Source organism: Hominiventricola filiformis (assembly GCF_020686965.1).
GTDB lineage: Bacteria > Bacillota > Clostridia > Lachnospirales > Lachnospiraceae > Hominiventricola > Hominiventricola filiformis.
In genome coordinates this window covers 225,480-246,780 of sequence record NZ_JAJEPS010000001.1, presented here as the reverse complement: position 1 = coordinate 246,780, position 21,301 = coordinate 225,480, and the positions used below count along the sequence as shown (strand labels likewise).

The 21,301-nt window shown below is 46.5% G+C and carries 20 protein-coding genes and 1 tRNA gene; 19 read left to right on the top strand and 2 right to left on the bottom strand.

Translation table 11 applies throughout. The annotated features are described in order from the left end of the window. The first annotated feature begins 67 nt into the window (after positions 1-67). Complete coding sequence (locus LKD36_RS01155) at positions 68-835, top strand: hypothetical protein (RefSeq protein WP_308458336.1); 768 nt, start codon at positions 68-70, stop codon at positions 833-835. Here LKD36_RS01155 and LKD36_RS01150 read toward each other — a convergent pair whose 3' ends face one another. Beyond that, positions 836-1,762 (bottom strand): hypothetical protein, encoded by a 927-nt coding sequence (locus tag LKD36_RS01150; RefSeq protein WP_308458335.1) that lies wholly within the window; start codon positions 1,760-1,762, stop codon positions 836-838. It lies immediately after the preceding gene. 121 nt (positions 1,763-1,883) lie between these two features. Between LKD36_RS01150 and LKD36_RS01145 the strand changes: the two genes are divergently transcribed. From LKD36_RS01145 to LKD36_RS01090, 12 genes are all read left to right on the top strand, one after another. Further along, complete coding sequence (locus tag LKD36_RS01145; RefSeq protein ID WP_308458334.1) at positions 1,884-2,204, top strand: hypothetical protein; 321 nt, start codon at positions 1,884-1,886, stop codon at positions 2,202-2,204. Between the two features lie 11 nt (positions 2,205-2,215). Next, entirely contained in the window at positions 2,216-2,488 is a 273-nt protein-coding gene (locus LKD36_RS01140; protein WP_308458333.1) for a hypothetical protein, read from the top strand. Next, a complete protein-coding gene (locus LKD36_RS01135) occupies positions 2,436-2,816 on the top strand; it encodes an aminopeptidase (RefSeq protein ID WP_308458332.1) in 381 nt (126 codons plus the stop codon). The genes LKD36_RS01140 and LKD36_RS01135 overlap by 53 nt, the downstream gene beginning before the upstream one ends. After that, positions 2,785-3,531 (top strand): peptidoglycan-binding domain-containing protein, encoded by a 747-nt coding sequence (locus tag LKD36_RS01130; RefSeq protein WP_308458331.1) that lies wholly within the window; start codon positions 2,785-2,787, stop codon positions 3,529-3,531. The genes LKD36_RS01135 and LKD36_RS01130 overlap by 32 nt, the downstream gene beginning before the upstream one ends. A 213-nt stretch (positions 3,532-3,744) precedes the next feature. After that, positions 3,745-4,467: an ABC transporter ATP-binding protein gene (locus tag LKD36_RS01125; RefSeq protein ID WP_308458330.1), complete on the top strand. Its 723-nt coding sequence runs from the start codon at positions 3,745-3,747 to the stop codon at positions 4,465-4,467. After that, positions 4,464-6,245, top strand: coding sequence for a COG1361 S-layer family protein (locus LKD36_RS01120; protein WP_308458329.1), 1,782 nt, complete (start codon positions 4,464-4,466; stop codon positions 6,243-6,245). The genes LKD36_RS01125 and LKD36_RS01120 overlap by 4 nt, the downstream gene beginning before the upstream one ends. 3 nt (positions 6,246-6,248) lie before the next feature. After that, the gene (locus LKD36_RS01115; protein WP_308458328.1) at positions 6,249-7,604 is read left to right on the top strand and encodes an ABC transporter permease; all 1,356 of its coding nucleotides are present in this window, start codon (positions 6,249-6,251) and stop codon (positions 7,602-7,604) included. Between the two features lie 115 nt (positions 7,605-7,719). Then, positions 7,720-9,543, top strand: coding sequence for an oligoendopeptidase F (gene pepF / locus LKD36_RS01110; protein WP_308458327.1), 1,824 nt, complete (start codon positions 7,720-7,722; stop codon positions 9,541-9,543). Then, positions 9,530-10,306, top strand: a complete 777-nt coding sequence (locus LKD36_RS01105; protein ID WP_308458574.1) for a nitroreductase family protein — start codon at positions 9,530-9,532, stop codon at positions 10,304-10,306. Before pepF ends, LKD36_RS01105 begins: the two co-directional genes overlap by 14 nt. 85 nt (positions 10,307-10,391) lie before the next feature. Beyond that, positions 10,392-10,463, top strand: a tRNA-Gly gene (locus tag LKD36_RS01100). 202 nt (positions 10,464-10,665) lie between these two features. Continuing rightward, positions 10,666-14,409 (top strand): phosphoribosylformylglycinamidine synthase, encoded by a 3,744-nt coding sequence (locus tag LKD36_RS01095; protein WP_308458326.1) that lies wholly within the window; start codon positions 10,666-10,668, stop codon positions 14,407-14,409. A 111-nt stretch (positions 14,410-14,520) separates the two neighbouring features. Beyond that, positions 14,521-14,838 carry a DUF1540 domain-containing protein gene (locus tag LKD36_RS01090; protein ID WP_118768999.1) on the top strand — a complete coding sequence of 106 codons (318 nt, stop codon included), beginning with the start codon at positions 14,521-14,523 and terminating at the stop codon, positions 14,836-14,838. A gap of 67 nt (positions 14,839-14,905) precedes the next feature. On the opposite strand, the gene LKD36_RS01085 is transcribed toward LKD36_RS01090, so the two are convergent. Continuing rightward, the gene (locus LKD36_RS01085; protein WP_308458325.1) at positions 14,906-16,399 is read right to left on the bottom strand and encodes an ArnT family glycosyltransferase; all 1,494 of its coding nucleotides are present in this window, start codon (positions 16,397-16,399) and stop codon (positions 14,906-14,908) included. 140 nt (positions 16,400-16,539) lie between these two features. Between LKD36_RS01085 and LKD36_RS01080 the strand changes: the two genes are divergently transcribed. The 6 genes from LKD36_RS01080 (at position 16,540) to LKD36_RS01055 (ending at position 21,296) form a co-directional block, all read left to right on the top strand. After that, the gene (locus LKD36_RS01080; protein WP_308458324.1) at positions 16,540-16,764 is read left to right on the top strand and encodes a carbohydrate-binding domain-containing protein; all 225 of its coding nucleotides are present in this window, start codon (positions 16,540-16,542) and stop codon (positions 16,762-16,764) included. Positions 16,765-16,879: 115 nt separating this feature from the next. Then, positions 16,880-17,962, top strand: a complete 1,083-nt coding sequence (rfbB, locus tag LKD36_RS01075) for a dTDP-glucose 4,6-dehydratase (protein ID WP_118769003.1) — start codon at positions 16,880-16,882, stop codon at positions 17,960-17,962. Continuing rightward, complete coding sequence (locus LKD36_RS01070) at positions 17,937-18,971, top strand: sialidase family protein (protein ID WP_308458323.1); 1,035 nt, start codon at positions 17,937-17,939, stop codon at positions 18,969-18,971. The genes rfbB and LKD36_RS01070 overlap by 26 nt, the downstream gene beginning before the upstream one ends. Further along, on the top strand, positions 18,968-19,837 hold the full coding sequence (gene rfbA / locus LKD36_RS01065; RefSeq protein ID WP_118769005.1) for a glucose-1-phosphate thymidylyltransferase RfbA: 870 nt from the start codon (positions 18,968-18,970) through the stop codon (positions 19,835-19,837). Before LKD36_RS01070 ends, rfbA begins: the two co-directional genes overlap by 4 nt. 83 nt (positions 19,838-19,920) lie before the next feature. Then, entirely contained in the window at positions 19,921-20,472 is a 552-nt protein-coding gene (gene rfbC, locus LKD36_RS01060; protein WP_308458322.1) for a dTDP-4-dehydrorhamnose 3,5-epimerase, read from the top strand. 11 nt (positions 20,473-20,483) lie between these two features. After that, a complete protein-coding gene (locus LKD36_RS01055; RefSeq protein ID WP_118769007.1) occupies positions 20,484-21,296 on the top strand; it encodes an ABC transporter permease in 813 nt (270 codons plus the stop codon). Positions 21,297-21,301 lie beyond the last annotated feature (5 nt).

The window sequence follows — 21,301 nt, the reverse complement described above, 5'->3', positions numbered from 1 at the left end:
GTAAAATGAGGATATCTCTACGCTTTCAGGGAAAATCTCGTCTTTTGACGGAACCAAGTCTGATATAGTGAGCAGCGGACTTGGTAAAGCAATCGGTCTCACATCATCCAGTACATGGGCAAATATCGTTAATGTAATTAATGGTATTGCAAATCGTGGAACAAATCAGTATGCCGGAGACGTTGGACAGGGTACAGACTACATTGCACTGAACAAAATTCCTGTAGGATACTATGGCCCTGCAAATGGTTCATGGTCTCCGGAGATCCGTACTCCTAAGAGTAATTTTGGTAGTGCCACAGCCGCTCAGGTATTGTCTGGTGCAACATTCACGTCTACTGCAGGACTGAAAGCAACCGGTACTATGAAAAACTGGTCGAAATCCATCCAAACAGCCACGACCAGTACAGCAGATCAGAGTAAAAGCTGTTACCGTATTAGTAATGGCAATATTGAAGTTGTCCCAGCAATTGGATACTGGGGTATGTGGGATTGGAACCAGAGCTGTATCAGAGTTCCAATCCAATCAGCTGTTAAATATGCAAAAACTACTTTAACCACGAGCAATAATGAGTACACATTTAAAAACGCAACAAATAATAATCCAGAACCACGGTATTTTACTTCTTGGGATTTGAATTTTTCTCATAAAATTCTTTCAGCAAAAATAACAATTGGCAATGAAGTAAACATGATGAGCGGTGACGGTTATTGCACCGCAGACGGGCCGATCGCTCTAGCTAAGACTCATCCATCCTGGAACACTGATAGATATTTTTATTTTCCATCCAGATTTGGAGGATATAAAGCGACCGTCGAAATCTGGTATATCTAATTACATATTTACGTAATATACAGTCACATCATATTTGGTATTCGGTTCCCAGCATGGAAACCATGGTTTTGAACTGGTTTTTACATCGGTTTGATTTTTGGTTAGATCAATAAAATATCCTGTGTTTATCAAGGAAACAATCATTCCGGGATTAACCACGGCATATTCCCATCCTCCACTTGAAACTCCGTGTTTGTTGTAACGCAAACCACACAGCATGTGATTCCCTATAGATGACAAAGGAATGTAAAACCAGTTGTAGTTTACAGTAGTAGTTCCGTCTCCTTCATAGAAAGGTGTGGTACTTGCATCCGATGTAACAGTCATTGACGTAACCTGGACTCCGTATTTATAAGTTCCAGTGAGCTTGATGCCATTCTGAGAAGTGAAGGTATATCCGCTCAAAACTCTGGATACATCAGCATTTCCCAGAAAATTTTTAAGCGTACCCCAGGGAACCTGCAGCCAATATTTATTAGAATACCAGCCGTCTTTAGGAATATACATCCATACACCGCTTGATGTATTGATACCCCATTTACCTTCTAATGCAGAACTATGTCCACCCTCAGTAAAGCCAGGCATAGTGCCAGTTACTTTAGTTCCGTTTTGAGATGTGAATGTCTTTCCTGTATATACATCTGCGGCTGTTGCCGTTCCCAAACTTGATTTAAGAGTGTCCCACGGAACGTTCAGGCAATGATCAATGGAGTAATATCCAGGAGTGGGAATATACACCCATGCTCCATATGTCGTATCAATTCCATATTTACCAGTTGTAGTAACAGACTGTTTTCCGGTTATAATTGTAGCAATTGCTTTAATTTTAGCCACAATATTTGTCCAAGTAGTATCCGTCGACATTCCTACTGCTTTACCAAGATCGCTGTCGACAATATCGTTCTTGGTTGACTCAAAAGACGTCATTTGCTCATTAATTTTAACAATATCCTCATATTATGAATGAAGTCATTCACATGCTTCTGACCATCAGGTCGGGATCGTATGAATGGCTTTTTTGATGTGCCATTGGAAAGGAGGAAAGACCATGGGTGATCCTATTACCAGAGAGGAACATGAGGAATTCAGCCGGAGGATCGAGGAAGAAGATCACCGGCAAAATCGAAGGATTGATCTTCTTGAAAAGTCAGTAGAGCAGTTCAATACGCTTGCCTCAGCAGTGCAGAAACTCGCATGCAACATGGAATCCATGCTTAAAGAGCAGGAACAGCAGGGAGAGCGACTGGAGAAGCTGGAAGGGCTTCGGGAAGAGAACTGGAAGAGATGGGCTGGGTATGGAGTAACATTTCTTCTAGGCCTTGCTTCGGCCATTGCGACAGCGTATGCAAAGAATCTGCTGGGATTGTGAGGTGAGATCTGATGGATGAGGCAGAAAAGAAACGGATCCGGACCATGGACGTCATTCTGATTGTGATCGCGGTGTTCCTTCTTATATTCATATCATTGCTGCTATGGATGTATTACAGAACAGGGGGAATCCCAGATACGTTGTGTACCTGTGTATTTGGTGTGTGCGGCGGAGAATGCGGAGTCATGGGATGGATCAAAACAACAAAGGATAAGCAGCAGGATCGGCAATATGAGCTGGAAGATCGCGCTGCTGGAAAGGAAGGAGAAGAAGATGACACTTGATATTTTTCTGATGCTGCTGTTGATGGTAAGCATCTGTACATCTCTGGCAACAGAGGGACTGAAAAAAGCACTGACAGAGCTTGGAAAGAAGTACTATTCCAACATTCTGGCAGGAGGGGTAGCAATTGTAATTTCTATCTTCGTATGGGCAATATATCTGATTCTGGTTAATGCGACATTGAATGCTCAGATGCTTGCTATTCTGATTGCACTTGTATTTTTTGGCTGGCTGTGTGCAATGATTGGATATGATAAGGTTATTCAGGCTATCGAACAGATTATTGGAGGTATGAAAAATGGCAATTATAATTGGCTCAGCAAGAATTGATGAGCGCGGGAAAGCATCCGGTGGTAAGGCTGGAGATCAGAAACAGATCTCCGGTACATACGACACTAAAGGTGAAGTGAGCATGCAGCCATTCTACGTACATAAGTACGGGTGGAATATTCTGCGGCCAAAGAGTGTTGAGCATGCAAACAAGATGGCTGAGCGTATGAAAGCTGCTTGCAATAACAAGAACGTTGGGTACGATCAGGGGAACCGGTTCGGCATTCTGTCTGCCGGAATCGATACACAGGTTCCCACGGAATGCGATTGCAGCAGCCTCGTCAGACAGGCCGTAAAAGAGGCTGCCAAGGTAGACCCAGGCAACTTTACAACTGCGGATGCAAAAGATAAGCTAACAGCTACAGGGTTATTCATGGAGCCAATTGCATTTGTATCTTTGAGTAAGACTCCAGTCTACAATGGAGATGTACTGGTAACAAAAACCAAAGCGCATATTGTGACAGTGGTTTCCGGTAATCCGCGTACAGTAGCAGGAAAAGGAGAGGAGTATAACATGAATACAATTGGTATTGGAAGCAGAGGAAAAGCGGTTAAGGTTTGGCAAGTCATTCTTGGATATACGGGGACCGAAATTGATGGCATCTTCGGAAAGGGCACGTTAGCTGATACGAAGGTACTGCAGAAAAAGCTTGGACTCAAAGAAGATGGTGTGGTAGGAAAGAATACTTGGAAAGCAGGTTTGGAATCTATCTAAATCGTGTTTCTAATTTGTTACTAAATATCGAGTTTTAGCATGATTTTTGGTAATTTGCAAAATTGAATTTTGTTGATTTTTAAAGATAAAATGCTATTTGCATCACACATAAAACGAGTTAAAATTAAGATTAATTAAGAATTTCAAAATCAAAAATATGGTATACTTTATATATTAAAATGCGCTCAAAAAAGAATAAAAGGAGGGCCTCGGGTGGAAGAAAAAAGGCAGCCTGTGATTCAGGTAAAAAACCTCTATAAAATATTCCGGGTGGGGGACGAGAAGGTCCGGGCACTAAACGGTGTGGATCTGACCATCTATAAAGGAGAGTTCTGTGCCATCGTCGGTACATCCGGTTCCGGAAAATCCACTATGCTGAATATGCTGGCGGGGTTGGAAAAACCGACCAAAGGAGAAGTCGTGGTGGCGGGACAGCATCTGGAAAATATGACGGAAAACCAGCTGGTCAAGTTCCGGAGGGAAAAGGTGGGATTTATTTTTCAGTCTTTCAATCTTCTGGGAACCATGAATGCCATTGAAAATGTGGCATTGCCGTTGACCTTCCGGGGAGTGGATAAGAAGGTCAGGGAAGCTAAGGCAGTGAAGATGCTGAAGCTGGTAGGACTGTCCAAACATATGCTGCACCGGCCAAACGAGATGTCCGGTGGACAGCAGCAAAGAGTCGGTGTGGCAAGAGCCCTTGTGCTGGATCCGGAGATTATCTTCGCGGATGAACCGACCGGCAATCTGGATTCCCATACATCCGCAGAAGTACTGGGACTGATGAGAAAAGTGGTACAGGAAAAGAATCAGACTATGGTGATGGTAACTCATGATAACCATCTGGCAGGATTTGCGGATCGGATATTCCATATCATAGATGGAAAAATTGTGAAAATCGAGACACGGAGTGAATATAAGGAGGACGAGCAATGAAGAAGTGGTGGATGAAAGGACTTGCAGTGGCCCTGTGTGCGGGAATGCTGGCACCGGCAGCAGCGGTGAGCGTGCCGGGAATAGGGATGACGGTGTATGCGGAAGAGCAGACGACTCCAACGCCTGGAACGGATAACACCAAAAAAGATGGAAATACAACAACTCCTACAGAAGATCCGGCAGCGGAACTGCAGAAAGCGAAAGATGGTGCCATGGGAAAACTTCAGGACTATCAGCGTTTAGTTGATCCTGACGGAAAAAATGCAACAAAGCTTAACGATATTGTGACCAAGGCATTAAATCAGATCGGTGCTATGACCACAGCAGACGGTGTCAATGATTATATTACCAAGGCAAAAGGGGATATGGATAAAGTAGTCAATCCACCCAAAGATGACAGCAATGACGATGATGACGACGATAAAGATACCGTTCCGGTAAATGCGGATCATTTTCTCATGGTAGGCGGTACCTGGGTAACTCCGGTAGCCAATGCAGGGCAGGAAGTCAGCATTGTTCTTCCGGTTGTCAATATGGGCAAGACCAATGTGACCAATGCAGTGGTTACACCGGTATTAAGCACCGATACAGCAACCTGGCCATTTGAGATTACTCAGTCCAGTTATTCCCAGAACATTGCGGATCTTCCCGGTACTGACACCGGAATGTCCGATATGGACCGGAGACGGGAACTTACCTGGAACCTGAAAACTAGAAGCGATGTGGGAAATGGCTATCAGAAGATTTCTTTCAATGTGCGGTATTTTGCATCTGATGGAAGCAGCCAGACGACCACCCTTGATACTTACATCCAGACCAGTGGTACAGCCGGTGTCAGCGCGGATGGAAAATCATCTGTGCCGCGGGTGATTGTAACCGGATTTGAGACCAATCCGGAGACGGTACATGCAGGTGAAAGTTTTATGCTGACCCTGCATCTGAAAAATACTTCCACAGCAACCAGTGTCAGCAATATGCTGTTTGAGTTTGATGCAGCAGTAGAGGGCAAGGATTCCGAGACGACCTATGAATCTTTCCTGCCGACCGCAGGTTCCAACACGATCTTTGTAGATAAGATGGCAAAAAATGGAACCAAAGATATCCAGATTGAAATGGAAGCAAGAGCCGATCTGGCACAGAAACCATATGCTATCGACGTTAACATGAGCTATGAGGATGAGCATGTCAACGCTTACACCAACAAAGCGAGTGTATCCATTCCAGTGAAACAGGCAGCCCGGGTTGACATGAGTGAGCCGGAGGTGAATCCTTCCAGTATTGAAGTGGGCAGTGAAGCAAATATTATGTTCAGTATCTACAATCTGGGAAAGACCAAGCTTTACAATGTGAAAGTGTCTGCAGACAGTGAATTCGTGAGCAGCGGTGATGCTTTTGTAGGTAATCTGGATTCCGGAGCAACCGGTTCCGTAGATATGTATGTGAATGGTCTGGCACCTACGACAGACGATGGAACGGTAAAACTTAATATTTCTTATGAGGATGAGACCGGAGAGGCAACTGTGATTGAGAAGACAGTTTCCTTATATGTCAGCGAACCTATGATGGATGACAGTATGGGAATGGACGATATGCCTGCGGATGATCAGACCGGAACCGGCGGCAGCGTTGGAAAGGCAGTTCCTGTGATTGTTGTCTTCCTGATTGCAGCAGGTGGTATTGCCATCATCATCAGTCTGAAGAAAAGGAAACTGAAAGAACAGAAAAAACTGGAAGAAGACCTCATTGATCTGGATGAAGAGGATGACGAGAAGGAGTAAAGCATGAAATTTCTGGATTTACTTCGAATGAGCAGTTCGAATCTGCTCAGAAGGAAGCTTCGTACGGCATTGACCGTACTTGGCGTTGTCATAGGAACGGCATCCATTGTAGTCATGATTTCTCTGGGCTTGGGACTTCAGAAAAGTTCACTTGAGCAGATAGAGCAGTATGGAGGGCTGACCACCATCAATGTCAATACATGGGGCAACTGGGACAGCTCTTCCTCAAATACGGAAGAACTCCGGATTGATGATGCATTGGTGGAAAAAATCGCAGCCATGCCTCATGTGGAAATTGCCTCGCCGATGCTGTCTGTTAATGTACTGGCGAAACAGGGGGCTTATATGGGAAACCTGCAGGTATATGGAATGACCCAGGAAGCTATGAAGTCCATGAATATGGAGGTGGGAGAAGGAACGCTTCCTCCTGCCAATGGAGGTCTGCAGTTTTTCTATGGCAATCAGGTCATTACGAATTTTTACAATGCCAAGACCAATGAATACTACTGGGATACAATGACAGTGCCGGATGTAGATTTGATGAAGGATCCAGTGTTTGTGATCTTTGACACGGATGCTTATTATAATTCCACCAGCGGTGGAGATGGCAGCGGTAAGGTGACGGCACCTCCGAAGAAGTATATTATTCCCACCAGCGGATTGATGGCGGGAACGGTAGATGATTACAGCGAGAACAGCTACAATGTGTATGCAGACATTGATCAGCTAAAGGCAATGCTGAAGAAGATTTTCAAGGGAAAAGCCATTCCCGGACAGCCGACGAACAAAGCGGGAAAACCCTATAAAGAGATCTATTATGATCAGGTCTATGTAAAAGTAGACAGCATGGAAAATGTACAGGAGATCCAGAAAGCAATTCAGGACATGGGATATGGAGCAAGCAGTAATGCAGAATGGATGCAGCAGACGAAAGACCAGATGAAAATGATTCAGCTGGTACTGGGCGGGATCGGCGCAGTATCTCTGTTTGTAGCAGCCATCGGTATTGCCAATACCATGATGATGTCCATTTATGAACGGACGAAGGAGATTGGTATTATTAAGGTACTGGGATGCGACATGAACAATATCCGTACGATGTTTTTGCTGGAGGCCGGATTTATTGGATTTTTCGGTGGACTGGTCGGACTGATACTCAGTGAAACGATATCTTTTGTTATTAATATGGTGGCAGCCGGGGCAGACGGAAGTGGATATTATTCCGGCATTTCCTATATACCTGTATGGCTTGTTCTGGCAGCACTGGTATTTGCCGTACTGGTCGGTATGGTGGCTGGTTTCTTCCCGGCACTTCGTGCCATGAAATTAAGCCCGCTGGCGGCCATTCGAAATGAATAAAGAAACAGGAAAAACGAGACAAAGCCCAGAGAAATGAGTTCTGTCTCGTTTTTTTAAAAAGGACATTGACTTCCTGAAAACCTGTGTTACGATAAAGAAAGCGAGGAAGTTAATGATGACAGACAGAAAATTGAACACAAGAGAAGAAGCCGATGCCCGCTACAAATGGGCCATCGAAGATTTATATAAGGATGATGAAGACTGGAAGAGAGATTATGAACTTCTGAAAAGCCGGATCCCAGAACTTACAAAGTTCCGTGGACGGCTTGGCGAGAGCGCAGAAGTTCTCTTATCCATGCAGAAATTAAGTGACGAACTGAACCAACTGCTGGAGAAAGTATATGTTTATGCAAATCAGCGTCTTCATGAAAATACAGACAACAGCACGTACCAGAATCTGGCAAGTCAGGCCCAGGGATTGTTAGTGGAACTCTCCGAGAGCCTGTCTTTTGTGGAGCCAGAGCTCATGGAGCTGCCGGACGGAATCATTGAGACATTCCTGGATGAAAATGAAGAGCTTTCGGTATACCGCCAGTATTTTGAAAATATAATAAGACAGAAAAAACATGTCCTGCCCACAGAACAGGAACAGCTTTTGGCGGCTATGGGAGAGGTGGCAGAAAGCCCGAAGGATATTTTCTCCATGTTTAACAATGCGGATATTCGCTTTCCGGAGATTACCGGGGAAGATGGGCATCCGGTGCAGGTGACCCATGGACGTTATATGTCTCTCATGCAGAGCCGGAACCGTCAGGTGCGAAAAGATGCCTTCGAAGCTATGTATGGAGTCTATGGTGACTGGAGAAATACGCTGGCTGCCATGTATCGTGCCAATGTGAAGCAGGAGGCATTTCTGGCGAAGGCACATAAGTATACATCTGACCTGGAAGCAGCTCTGGATGGAAGTCATATTCCGGTGAAAGTCTATGAGCAGCTTATTGAAGCTGTGCATGAATCCATGCCGCTGATGTACCGCTATATGAAGCTGCGGAAAAAACTTCTTGGCGTGGAAGAACTTCATATGTATGATCTCTATGTTCCCATGACAGAACAGGATCACAGTGAGATTCCATTTGAGCAGGCGAAGAAAACTGTATTAGAAGGACTCGCTCTCATGGGTGAAGAATATTTACATCTGCTCAGAGAAGGATTTGATCACGGATGGATAGATGTTTACGAGAATCAGGGTAAACGGACAGGTGCGTATTCCTGGGGAGCCTATGGAACCCATCCTTACGTGCTGCTCAACTATCAGGGAACGTTGCACGATGTCTTTACACTTGCCCATGAAATGGGGCATGCTCTGCATTCCTGGTATTCTGATGAGCATCAGCCCTATATTTATGCAGGCTACCGGATCTTCGTGGCAGAGGTGGCATCTACCTGCAACGAGGCATTGCTCATTCATTATCTGATGGAACAGAGTAAAAAGGCTGGAGACCAGAAGAAGACCATGTATCTTATAAACTATTTTCTGGAACAGTTCCGGACCACATTGTTCCGGCAGACGATGTTTGCAGAATTTGAGAAGATTACCCACGGACTGCAGGAACAGGGAGAGACATTGACGGCAGACCGGTTATGTGAGATTTATTATGATCTGAATAAGCTGTATTTTGGGGAAGAGATCTGTGTGGATCAGGAGATTGCCATGGAATGGGCCAGGATTCCACATTTCTATACACCATTTTATGTTTATCAGTATGCTACCGGATTTTCGGCAGCCATTGCTCTGTCCAAACAGATTCTGGAGCAGGGAGCGCCTGCGGTGGAACAGTATAAGAAATTCCTGAAGGGAGGAAGTTCCATGTATCCGCTGGAACTTCTGAAGGTGGCAGGAGTGGATATGGAGCAGAAAGCTCCGGTACAGGATGCACTTGCGGTATTTGCACAATATCTCGATGAGATGGAAAGGCTTGCAGACCATGACACTGTATGAAGCAATTTTTCGGAGAAAATCAATCAGAAAATACAGGGATACAGAGATTGATCCCAAACTGTTGGAGAAGATCGAACAGTATGGAGAGGATGCAGTCGGCATCCGCCCGGAGATCCGGACGAAATGGAAAATTTTAAAAGGCTCTGACAAACGTCTGGCAGGACTTTTTCTGGTGAAAGCACCCTATTATGTGGTGCTTTATTCGGAGATCTGTGAGGACTACCGGAAAAATGCAGGATGTCTTATGGAACAGCTGGTGCTGTATCTGCATACAAAGGGCATCGGCAGCTGTTATCAGGGCGGTGCCCGCGTGAAGCATGAGGATGAAAAAGAACTGGAGCCGGTCATGATCATGGCATTTGGTTACCCGGCAGAACCATTGGAGCGGGATCGGGAAGCATTCAAGCGGATGGAACTGAATCGGTTTGTGAAAGTCCATGGAAATTTTGGCAAAGTGCAGCGAAAACTTCTGGAAGCAGCAAGGGTGGCTCCTTCCGCCATGAACCTGCAGCCCTGGCGTTTTGTAGTGACCGATGGCAAAATTCATATGTTTGTGAAGAAGCCGGGAAAGATCGGCTATCAGATGCAGCAGGATTTTAATCTCTTTGATGCAGGTATTGCACTGGCACATATGCTGGTGACCGCAGAAGAGCAGTGGTTTGACCTGGAATACCAGAAACTGGACAGCATTCTGGAAAAAGATTTCCCAAACAATATGTATGTGGGCAGCCTGCTGATCCTGAATGAAAGTGAAAAGATCTGAAAGATAAAAAATATCTGTTGACAAATGTACCGTTTTCCGGTATCATATGTTTTGTCGCTGATACAGTGACAGCACAACAGATTTTGCACGAGTGGCTCAGTGGTGGAGTATCGCCTTGCCAAGGCGAGGGTCGCGGGTTCGAATCCCGTCTCGTGCTCTTAAAGGATTCAGAATTTATCTGGATCCTTTTTCTTTTGTCGGTCTTCCTACATTTATTAGTATAATTTATAACATAATTAACATATATTAAATTTACTAATCAGAAAAAGTGTGATATGATAACCTTAACAATGTGAACAACGGGGCAGGATTGTGGCTCCGTAAGATAGAACCATATGAGCTGATGGAGGTAGAGAAGCATGGTAAGACGCGTCTTTGTGGAAAAGAAACCTGAGTTTGCAGTAAAGGCAAAAGAGCTGCAGGAGGAGATCAGAAGTTATCTTGGTATCCAGACCGTGACAGGTGTCCGTGTCCTGATCCGTTATGACGTAGAGAATATTTCTGATGAGACTTTTGAAGAAGCATGCCATACGGTATTTGCAGAGCCGCCGGTAGATACTCTTTATCAGGAAAGCTTTGAGACCGCCAAAGGAGCCGCAGTATTCGGTGTTGAGTTCCTTCCGGGACAGTTCGACCAGAGAGCAGATTCCGCTGTACAGTGCGTACAGTTCTTGAATTCCGCTGAAAAGCCGGTGATCCGTACCGCTGTCATCTATGTAATTGAAGGAAATACGACAGAGGCAGAGCTTGCTTCCATCAAGGCATTTTGTATCAACCCGGTAGATTCCCGTGAAACTGTCATGGAGAAACCGGAGACTCTGGTAACTGTATTTGAGGATCCGGCTGATGTAAAGATTTTTGATGGATTTAAAAATATGCCGGAAGAAGAGCTGAAAGAACTTTACAGCTCCTTAAATCTGGCTATGACCTTCAAGGATTTCCAGCATATCCAGAACTACTTCAGAGGTGAGGAGAACCGTGACCCGTCCATGACCGAGATCCGCGTGCTGGATACGTATTGGTCCGATCACTGCCGCCATACCACCTTCTCTACGGAGCTTAAGGATGTAAAATTCGAAGACGGATATTATCGTGCACCCATTGAGAAAACCTATGAGCAGTACGTAGCTGACCATAAAGAGATTTTCAAAGGAAGAGACGATAAGTTCATCTGTCTTATGGATCTGGCGCTGATGGCTATGAGAAAGCTGAAAAAAGAAGGAAAACTCAAGGATCAGGAGGAATCTGACGAGATCAATGCCTGCTCCATCGTAGTTCCGGTCGAAATCGACGGGGAGACCGAGGAGTGGCTGGTTAATTTCAAGAATGAAACCCACAACCATCCGACAGAGATCGAGCCCTTCGGTGGTGCGGCTACCTGTCTGGGCGGAGCTATCCGTGACCCGCTGTCAGGCCGTACCTATGTATATCAGGCAATGCGTGTAACCGGCGCAGCTGACCCGACCGTTCCGGTATCTGAGACTCTGAAGGGCAAATTGCCCCAGAAAAAACTGGTGCGCGGTGCAGCCAGCGGCTACAGCTCTTATGGTAACCAGATTGGACTGGCTACTGGATATGTAAAAGAGATTTACCATCCGAACTATGTGGCAAAACGTATGGAGATTGGTGCTGTTATGGGTGCTGCTCCGAGAAAAGATGTGATCCGTGAGACTTCTGATCCGGGAGATATCATCATCCTGCTGGGCGGCCGTACCGGACGTGACGGCTGCGGTGGTGCGACTGGTTCTTCCAAAGTACATACCGAGGCTTCCATTGAGACCTGCGGTGCTGAGGTGCAGAAAGGTAATGCTCCGACAGAGCGTAAGATCCAGAGACTGTTCCGCCGTCCGGAAGTAACCCGTCTCATTAAAAAATGTAATGACTTCGGTGCAGGCGGTGTGTCTGTAGCAATCGGTGAGCTGGCAGACGGTCTGGTCGTAGATCTGGACAAGGTGCCGAAGAAATATGAAGGTCTTGATGGAACTGAGCTTGCCATCTCCGAATCCCAGGAGCGTATGGCGGTGGTTGTTGATCCGAAAGACGTCAAAGAATTTATGGGATATGCAGCAGAGGAGAACCTGGAATCTGTCTGCGTAGCGGAAGTAACTGAATCTCCGAGACTGGTGCTTACCTGGAGAGGAAAGAAGATCGTGGATATTTCTAGAGCTTTCCTCGATACTAACGGTGCTCATCAGGAGACTTCTGTCGCAGTGGACATGCCGTCCGAGACGGAGAAATATTTTGAAAGAAAAGAAGTCGGTGATATCCGTGAAAAATGGCTGGATACCCTGAAAGATTTAAATGTGTGCTCCCAGAAGGGCCTGGTGGAGATGTTCGACGGCTCCATCGGAGCAGGCAGCGTGCTGATGCCTTATGGCGGAAAATATCAGCTGACCGAGACCCAGGCAATGGTAGCCAAACTTCCGGTACTCAAAGGAAATACGGATACCGTTACTATGATGAGTTATGGATTTGATCCCTATCTGTCCAGCTGGTCTCCGTATCATGGTGCTGTTTACGCAGTGCTGGAGTCTGTGGCAAGAATCGTGGCAACCGGTGGTGATTACAGTAAGATCCGTTTCACCTTCCAGGAGTACTTCCGCAGAATGACTGAGGATCCTCATCGTTGGAGCCAGCCCTTCGCAGCCCTCCTCGGTGCTTACAGTGCGCAGCTGGGATTCGGACTGCCGTCCATCGGAGGAAAAGACAGTATGTCCGGCACCTTCAACGATATCGATGTACCGCCGACACTGGTATCTTTCGCAGTGGATATTGCAAGTTACAAACATATTATCACTCCGGAATTTAAGAAAGCCGGTAACAAGCTGGTTCTCTTAAAAGTCGACAGAGACGCTTACGATCTGCCGGATTATGAAAAGATCATGGATCAGTACGGCAAGTTCTTTGAGGATGTAAAGGCTGGAAAGATCGTTTCTGCTTATGCCCTAGATGGCAAGGGTGTGATTCCGGCAGTCAGCAAGATGGCATTTGGTAATAAACTCGGTGTCAAACTGGAGCACAATCTGGATCCGAGAGATGCATTTGCACCTGGATTCGGTTCTATCGTGGCAGAGGTTCCGGCAGGCAAAGTTGGCGAGCTTTCCATCACTTATACCGAGATCGGTGAAGTGACGGTAAGCGGCTTCTCCTACGGCAATGTTTCCATCAGTACCGAGGAAGCACTGGATGCATGGAAAGGAACACTGGAGAAAGTATTCCCGACCGTGGCAGAGAAGAATAAAGAAGTACTGGATACACCGATCTACAAGGCAGACAGCATTTATGTATGCAAACATCAGGTGGCAAAACCGACCGTATTTATCCCGGTATTCCCGGGTACCAACTGCGAGTACGACAGTACGAAAGCATTTGAGCGCGCAGGTGCGAATGTAGTAACCAAGGTATTTAAAAACTTAAGCGAAAGCGATATCAAAGAATCCGTAGATGCCTTCGAAAAAGCCATTAGCCAGGCACAGATCATCATGTTCCCGGGCGGCTTCTCCGCAGGTGACGAACCGGATGGATCTGCGAAATTCTTTGCAACCGCATTTGAAAATGAGAAGATCAAGGAAGCAGTAACAAAGCTTCTGAATGAGAGAGACGGACTGGCACTGGGTATCTGCAACGGTTTCCAGGCACTGATCAAGCTGGGACTGGTTCCCTACGGTGAGATCACTGGACAGCAGCCGGATTCCCCGACTCTGACCTTCAACACCATTAACCGCCATATCTCCAAGATGGTCTACACCAAGGTGGTCAGCAACAAGTCCCCGTGGCTGGCAGGTGCAGAGCTGGGCGGCGTCTATGTAAACCCGGCATCCCATGGTGAGGGACGTTTTGTAGCTCCGAAGGAGTGGATTGACAAACTGTTTGCTAACGGACAGGTGGCAACCCAGTATGTAGATCTGGCAGGCAACCCGACCATGGATGAAGAATGGAACGTCAATGGTTCCTATGCTTCCATCGAAGGTATCACAAGCCCGGACGGACGTGTCTTCGGTAAGATGGCACATTCCGAGAGACGCGGCACCGCAGTAGCGATCAATATCTACGGTGAGCAGGATCTGAAGATCTTTGAGTCTGGAGTGAAATATTTCAAATAAAAAAATAGGGAAAAGGTGGAATGCAGTACATGTGTTCCACCTTTTTTGCGTGCATATTTTTAAACGGTTTTTCCCATACTAAGGTGGTAATCATCAAAAGGAGGGAAAACCATGACAAGATTAGACTGTTCTGTTGTAAACTGTACCTACAATAAGGATGATTCCTGCTGCAAGGACAACATTCATGTGGGTGGGAAAAATGCGAAGGTGACGGATGAGACCAGCTGCGAGAGCTTCCGCGAGCGCAAATATGACGGCGCCAGCAATGCGGACAGCATTCCCAGCAAACCCACCGAGATTTCCTGCGATGCGGAATCCTGCTGCTACAACCATGCCTGTAAGTGCGCGGCTGATCAGGTGCGCGTAAGCGGAAGCAACGCCTGCAGCTGCAAGAATACGGAGTGTACAACTTTCGATTGCAAATGTTAATTGAATTTCTGATGTAAAAAGACCGTCCTGTCTGGAGCAAATGTTCTGAACAGGGCGGTTTTCTTTTTTATTTTTCTAACAACAGATACTGCCCGTTATCCGCCAGTATCTGACAGTTTTTCAGTTCCGGATGATCTGCAAGGAAGGGTACCGACAGAATGAGAAGCGCATCATCGGAATCAGCAAGGAAGCCTTCCGTGCCGCCATCCTGGCAGGTGAGGTCGCCTTCCATCATGCCAAGGAGCTGCATGTTCTGCTCCCATTTGGTTGTATTTGCATAGAGGAAGGGATCATAGGCATCGAGATAAACGGTTGAGCCGGTGTGAAGCCCGTTTCGGTCAAACTGTTCCATGACAAAGGTCTGCAGGTCATTGCTTCTGGCACCGCGGACGTTGTCCAGGTAATTGTTCCGAATAAACCATCCAGTTCCGACAGCGGCCACGCACAGACCGAGGCAGAGAATAAAAGCGGGCAGTTTTTTGTTCTGGAGAAAAGCACCCAGAAAAATGGCGGCCAACAGGCACAGGGGTACGATACAGGGGTAGACGTACCACATGAGCTTGGTGGACACGGTGGAAAATCCAAGAAACGGCACCAGAAACCACAGAAGCAGCCCGGTGAGATCTGTGTTGGAAAGGGGAAAATCTTTCACGCGGAATGGCCGGATCCACAGGCAGATCAGTCCCACAATCACAAGCAGGGTCAGCCAGCCGTAGATATAGTCAAAGTTCCAGAAGATGGAGGTCCAGTAAAAAGAAAATGGAAATCCATGGCCTTCCAGTCCTCCGGCAGCAGTTCGTCCTGCGATGTCGGCTTCGTACATATTCCGGAAGAAGGTAAAGCCGTCGTACTGGAAACGGCAGACTGCCCACAGGGCAGCAGGCAGCAGGGCGGAGCCAAGGAAGAGAAGAAATCTTCCCGGTTTCATTTTCCTTAATTCTCCGGTCAGCAGAAGAAAGAGTCCGCCGATGGCAGCGATCATGCCCGCATGGAAACTCTTGGTCAGAAATGCAAGAGAAAAACACAAGCCGCATACATAAAGCATACGTCCGTTTTCACGGATCTTTAACATGGCCAGCATAGCCAGCGTGAAGAACAGAAGATAGAGGCTGTCTGCGTCTCCGGCGCGGACCAGATGCGCCTTAAAGGGAAAATAGTTGGCGCACAGGAATGCCATAACCAGCAGAGAGGTGAGCTTTCCATATCTGCGGGCAAAGAGTCCGGTCACGACCGTGGTAATCAGATAGGCAAGGGCAGAGAAGAACCGAAGCCCCACTGATGTATAGCCAAACAGGGTGAAACCAGCCATAATGCTCCAGAAAGAAACGGGAGGTTTCACATTCCAGTAATCGGGTTCATTCAGGTAGGTATTTACCAGAAAATTTCCATTCTTCAACATTTCATAGGCGGAAATGCCATGGCGGGCCTCGTCCCAGGAGTCAATCGCCTTGATACCAAGACAGCGGAAGCAAAGAAAGGCGGTCATCAGTGTCAGAAATGTGAAAAAAAACGGATAGAGACGGTCAATCAGACGCAGAAGCCGTGTATAAAATGATTTCATAAAATAAATCCTCATAATCTAAATAGTTACAAAAAATATAGCATGGTCACGAAAAAAAGTAAACGCTTTATAAAGGCTTTACAAAGCTTCTGTATGATTGATAATATTGTAATAGAAAAGAAATTAAAGAGAGAAGAGTCATGAACAAAAGAAGAGGGATGTATCAGGACGGAATCCACGTGAAAAACAATTTTTCCATGAGCTCCGGAACTCTTTCTGTGGCAGCCGGAGACGATGCACTGGAGGCAGAGGCGCTGGTACGAATCAGTGGAGGATCTGTGTTTCTGGATGCAGAAGACTATCTGATTCACTGCGATGGAGAGCAGGAACTGACCAGGGGCTGTGTTTTTTATGAAAAACAGTGACAGACAGGGAAAATCATGCTATAATCAGACCAAATGCAGTGGGATCAAAGGGGGTACTCTGCCCTGACGGCTGCTGAAGAAAGAATAAAAGATTTTACATGGTGGAGGAAATTTCATGAGAACTTATCTCGTAACAGGCGGTGCCGGATTTATCGGCTCCAATTACATTCATTATATGTTCCGCAAATACGGCGAGGAGATCCGTATTATCAATGTGGACGTGCTGACCTATGCAGGTAATCTGGAGAACTTAAAAGATGTAGAGGACTATCCGAACTATACATTCGTAAGAGCAGACATCTGTGACAGCGAGGCAATTACCAAAATTTTCGAGGAGAATGATATTGACCGCGTGGTTCATTTCGCAGCAGAGAGCCATGTAGACCGCAGTATCAAGAATCCGGAAGTATTTGTTAAGACCAATGTACTGGGTACTCTGGTCATGCTGAATGCAGCAAAAGCAGCATGGGAGCTGCCGGACGGAAGCTTTAAGGAGAATAAGAAATTCCTGTATGTTTCCACTGACGAAGTATACGGTTCTCTGGATGACGGAGATAATTATTTCTATGAGACAACTCCGTTCTCTCCCCACAGCCCCTACTCTGCAAGCAAGGCAAGTGGAGACATGCTGACCAAGGCATATTTTGATACTTATAAATTCCCGTGCAACATTACCAGCTGCAGCAACAACTATGGCCCGTATCAGTTCCCGGAGAAACTGATTCCGCTGGTAATCAACAACGCACTGCAGGGCAAAGCGCTGCCGGTATATGGTGATGGTAAGAATGTTCGTGACTGGCTCTATGTAGATGACCATGCAAAGGCAATCGACATGGTTCAGGAAAAAGGAAAACTGGGCGAGCGTTACAACATCGGCGGACACAACGAGAAGCAGAACATTGAGATCATTCATATTATTCTGGATACTCTGCAGGAGATGCTTCCGGACAGTGATCCGAGAAAAGCACTGGTAAGCGAGAAGCTGATTACCTACGTAACTGATCGTAAGGGACATGACCGTCGTTATGCCATTGCACCGGACAAGATCAAAGCAGAGATCGGCTGGTATCCGGAGACCATGTTCGCCGAGGGCATCAAGAAGACCATTCAGTGGTTCTTCGAGCATGAGGACTGGATGAAGAATGTGACCAGCGGTGACTATCAGAAATACTATGAAGAAATGTACAAAAATAAATAAAAACTGGCTGGTACCGGCGCTGGGAGTGTTGCTCGCAGCGCTGGCTCTGGTATTTGGAAAGACCGGTATTTCCCAGAATGGATTTACGCTGAATCAGTACCACAATGCGGATGCCAAATTCATCGGTGATCACATTATCACCAGCGTGGATGAAGGAATCCGGATTCTGGATCTGGAAGGAAAGACGGTGGCTTCCTATGACGGGCTGGCTGCTTCCTGGATGTATGTGATGGAAGATGATGTGGAGTCGAGAGGGCCGGAAGATCACTGGTTCATCGCTTACAGTAATCATGCGGATGAAACCCATATTCTGGAGCTGACCGCTGATTTTCAGCTGGTGGAAGACCGGATTGCGGTGACCACCGATACGCTGGCTATTGATCCGATTCTGGTGAAGATGGAAGATGGCTGGCTCCTCACCAATACAGAGATTGACGGAACGATCAACAATCCGTCACCGGACGGGAACAACGGAATCTATTCTGTACAGCTCTACAGCTCCGCAGACCTGAAGACCTGGGAACCGCTGACCACCATCATCAGTAAAAAGCAGAATCTGGAAGACGGAGATATCCGGTATCTTGACGGGAGACTCTACTATTTCTTTGAGATGGAAGATTATGATAAAGGGCCTTCTAAGATCTGTGTCATGACGTCTGATGATCAGGGCGGAAGCTGGAGTGATCCGATAGTACTCCTGCCCAATGTGGCGGACAACGAGATGGCTTCCTGTGAACAGACCGACTATGGATGGCGGCTCTATGTGAGCAGTGACTATGCCTGTGTGGGGGAGAGCTATCAGGGTGCCAGTGTCTATTACAACGATTATAAAGAGGATTTTACTCCGATCAGTACCTATCAGCGGTCGGAGATGCCGGACAATGGATCTGTCCGGTTATATGAGGCAAAAGAAATTGACGGTCAGATGAATTTCCTGTTTGCAAGGAATTTTCTGACGGACTGTGATCTTCTGCTTCGCACTATGGAAAAGGGGGATGAGATGCAATGAAAGGAATTATTTTAGCAGGAGGATCAGGAACCCGACTGTATCCGCTGACTAAGGCAGTGTCCAAGCAGATTATGCCGGTATATGACAAACCGATGATCTACTATCCGCTGTCCATTCTTATGCTGGCAGGAATCCGGGAGGTGCTGATCATCTCCACACCGAGAGATCTTCCGGTATTTGAAGAGCTTTTAGGAGACGGAAGTCAGCTGGGCATGCGTTTTGAGTATGCGGTACAGGAGCAGCCAAGAGGACTGGCCGATGCCTTTATCATCGGCGCAGATTTTATCGGGAAAGACAGCGTAGCACTGATTCTTGGCGATAATATCTTCTACGGACAGAGTTTCTCTCAGGTTCTCAGAAGAGTAGCAGCCCAGGAGAGCGGAGCCACCATCTTCGGTTACTACGTAAGAGATCCGAGAGAGTACGGTGTGGTTGAGTTTGACGAAAATGGCATGGCGATCTCCATCGAGGAGAAACCGGAGCATCCGAAGTCAAATTATGCGGTACCGGGACTCTATTTCTATGACAATGATGTAGTGGAGATAGCAAAGAACGTAAAACCGTCTGCGAGAGGCGAGATTGAGATTACCAGCATCAACAACGAGTATTTGCGCAGAGGAACCCTTCATGTGGAGACACTGGGCAGAGGATTTGCATGGCTGGATACGGGTAATCATGATGCACTTCTGGATGCGGCTGACTTTGTGGCAGCATTCCAGAAACGCCAGGGACTTTATATTTCCTGCATTGAGGAAATTGCGTTCCGGAGAGGATTTATTGATAAAGAACAGCTGCTGAAGCTGGCGGAGCCGCTGATGAAGACCGCGTATGGCCGTTATCTGACGGAAGTAGCCGAAGGGCTGTAAATGAAAAATTCAGGCCCCGGAAGAGCGCATACCTGCGAAGTTCCGGGGTTTTATCAGATTTTAAAGAAGGATGGAGAAAAGAAATGGGAAAGATTACTGTAGAAACCTGTGATATTGAAGGATTGAAGATCATTACACCGACTGTATTCGGAGACGAGCGTGGATATTTTATGGAAACCTATAATTATAATGATTATAAGGCAGCAGGCATTGATATGGAGTTTGTACAGGACAACCAGTCCGCATCCAAGAAGGGCGTGTTAAGAGGTCTGCATTTCCAGATCAATTATCCCCAGGACAAGCTGGTTCGCGTGGTAAGTGGAGAAGTATTTGACGTAGCTGTTGACCTGCGTCCGGGTTCTAAGACCTACGGAAAATGGTTCGGTGTACTGCTTTCCGCAGAGAATAAAAAGCAGTTCTTTATTCCGAAGAACTTTGCACACGGATTCATCGTACTGTCTGATTACGCAGAGTTCGCTTACAAATGTACCGATTTCTATCATCCGAATGATGAGGGCGGTCTGGCATGGAACGACCCGGATATCGGAGTAGAATGGCCGATCCCGGAAGGCATGGAGCTGACGATTTCTGAGAAGGATCAGAAGTGGGGCGGCATTAAAGAACTGAAGAAATAAGGAGAGACCCTATGGTCCGTATGTGGAAAGATTTTTGGGCGAGCCGGAAACTGATCTGGAAGCTTGCCAGAAATGATTTTAAGACCCGTTACGCCGGCTCTTATTTTGGCGTTCTGTGGGCAATGGTACAGCCGGTCATTATTGTACTGGTGTACTGGTTTGTATTCCAGATCGGTTTAAACAATGCGACGGCAGAGTTAAAGCAGGGAATCAGCGTTCCCTTTGTGCTTTGGCTGGTCAGCGGTATTGTGCCGTGGTTCTATTTTTCCGAGAGCTTAAGCAACGGAACCAATGCGCTTCTGGAATATAATTATCTGGTAAAGAAAGTGGTCTTCAACATTGACATTCTGCCGTTGGTGAAGACCATTGCAGCACTGTTTATTCATGTATTTTTTGTGCTGTTCATGTTGTTTTTATTTGCACTGTATGGCTATTATCCGGGACTGCACACGCTGTGGGTCGTGTACTTCAGCGCATGTCTTCTGATCTTTGTGACCGGAGTCTGCATGCTGACCAGTTCTCTGGTGATTTTCTTCCGGGATCTGACCCAGATTATCAATATTTTTCTGCAGGTCGGCATCTGGATGACACCGATTATGTGGAGTCTGGAAGATTTACTTGCAAAATATCCGATTCTTATGGTGCTGAAGCTGAATCCCCTCTGCTATATCGTTTATGGCTATCGTGCAGTACTGTTTCAGACCGGTTCTGTGGCAAGCCTTGGCTGGATGAATATTTATTTCTGGGCAGTGACCATTCTGGTATGGCTGCTGGGAAGTCATGTGTTCCGGAAACTGAAAGTGCATTTTGCAGACGTACTGTAAAGGAG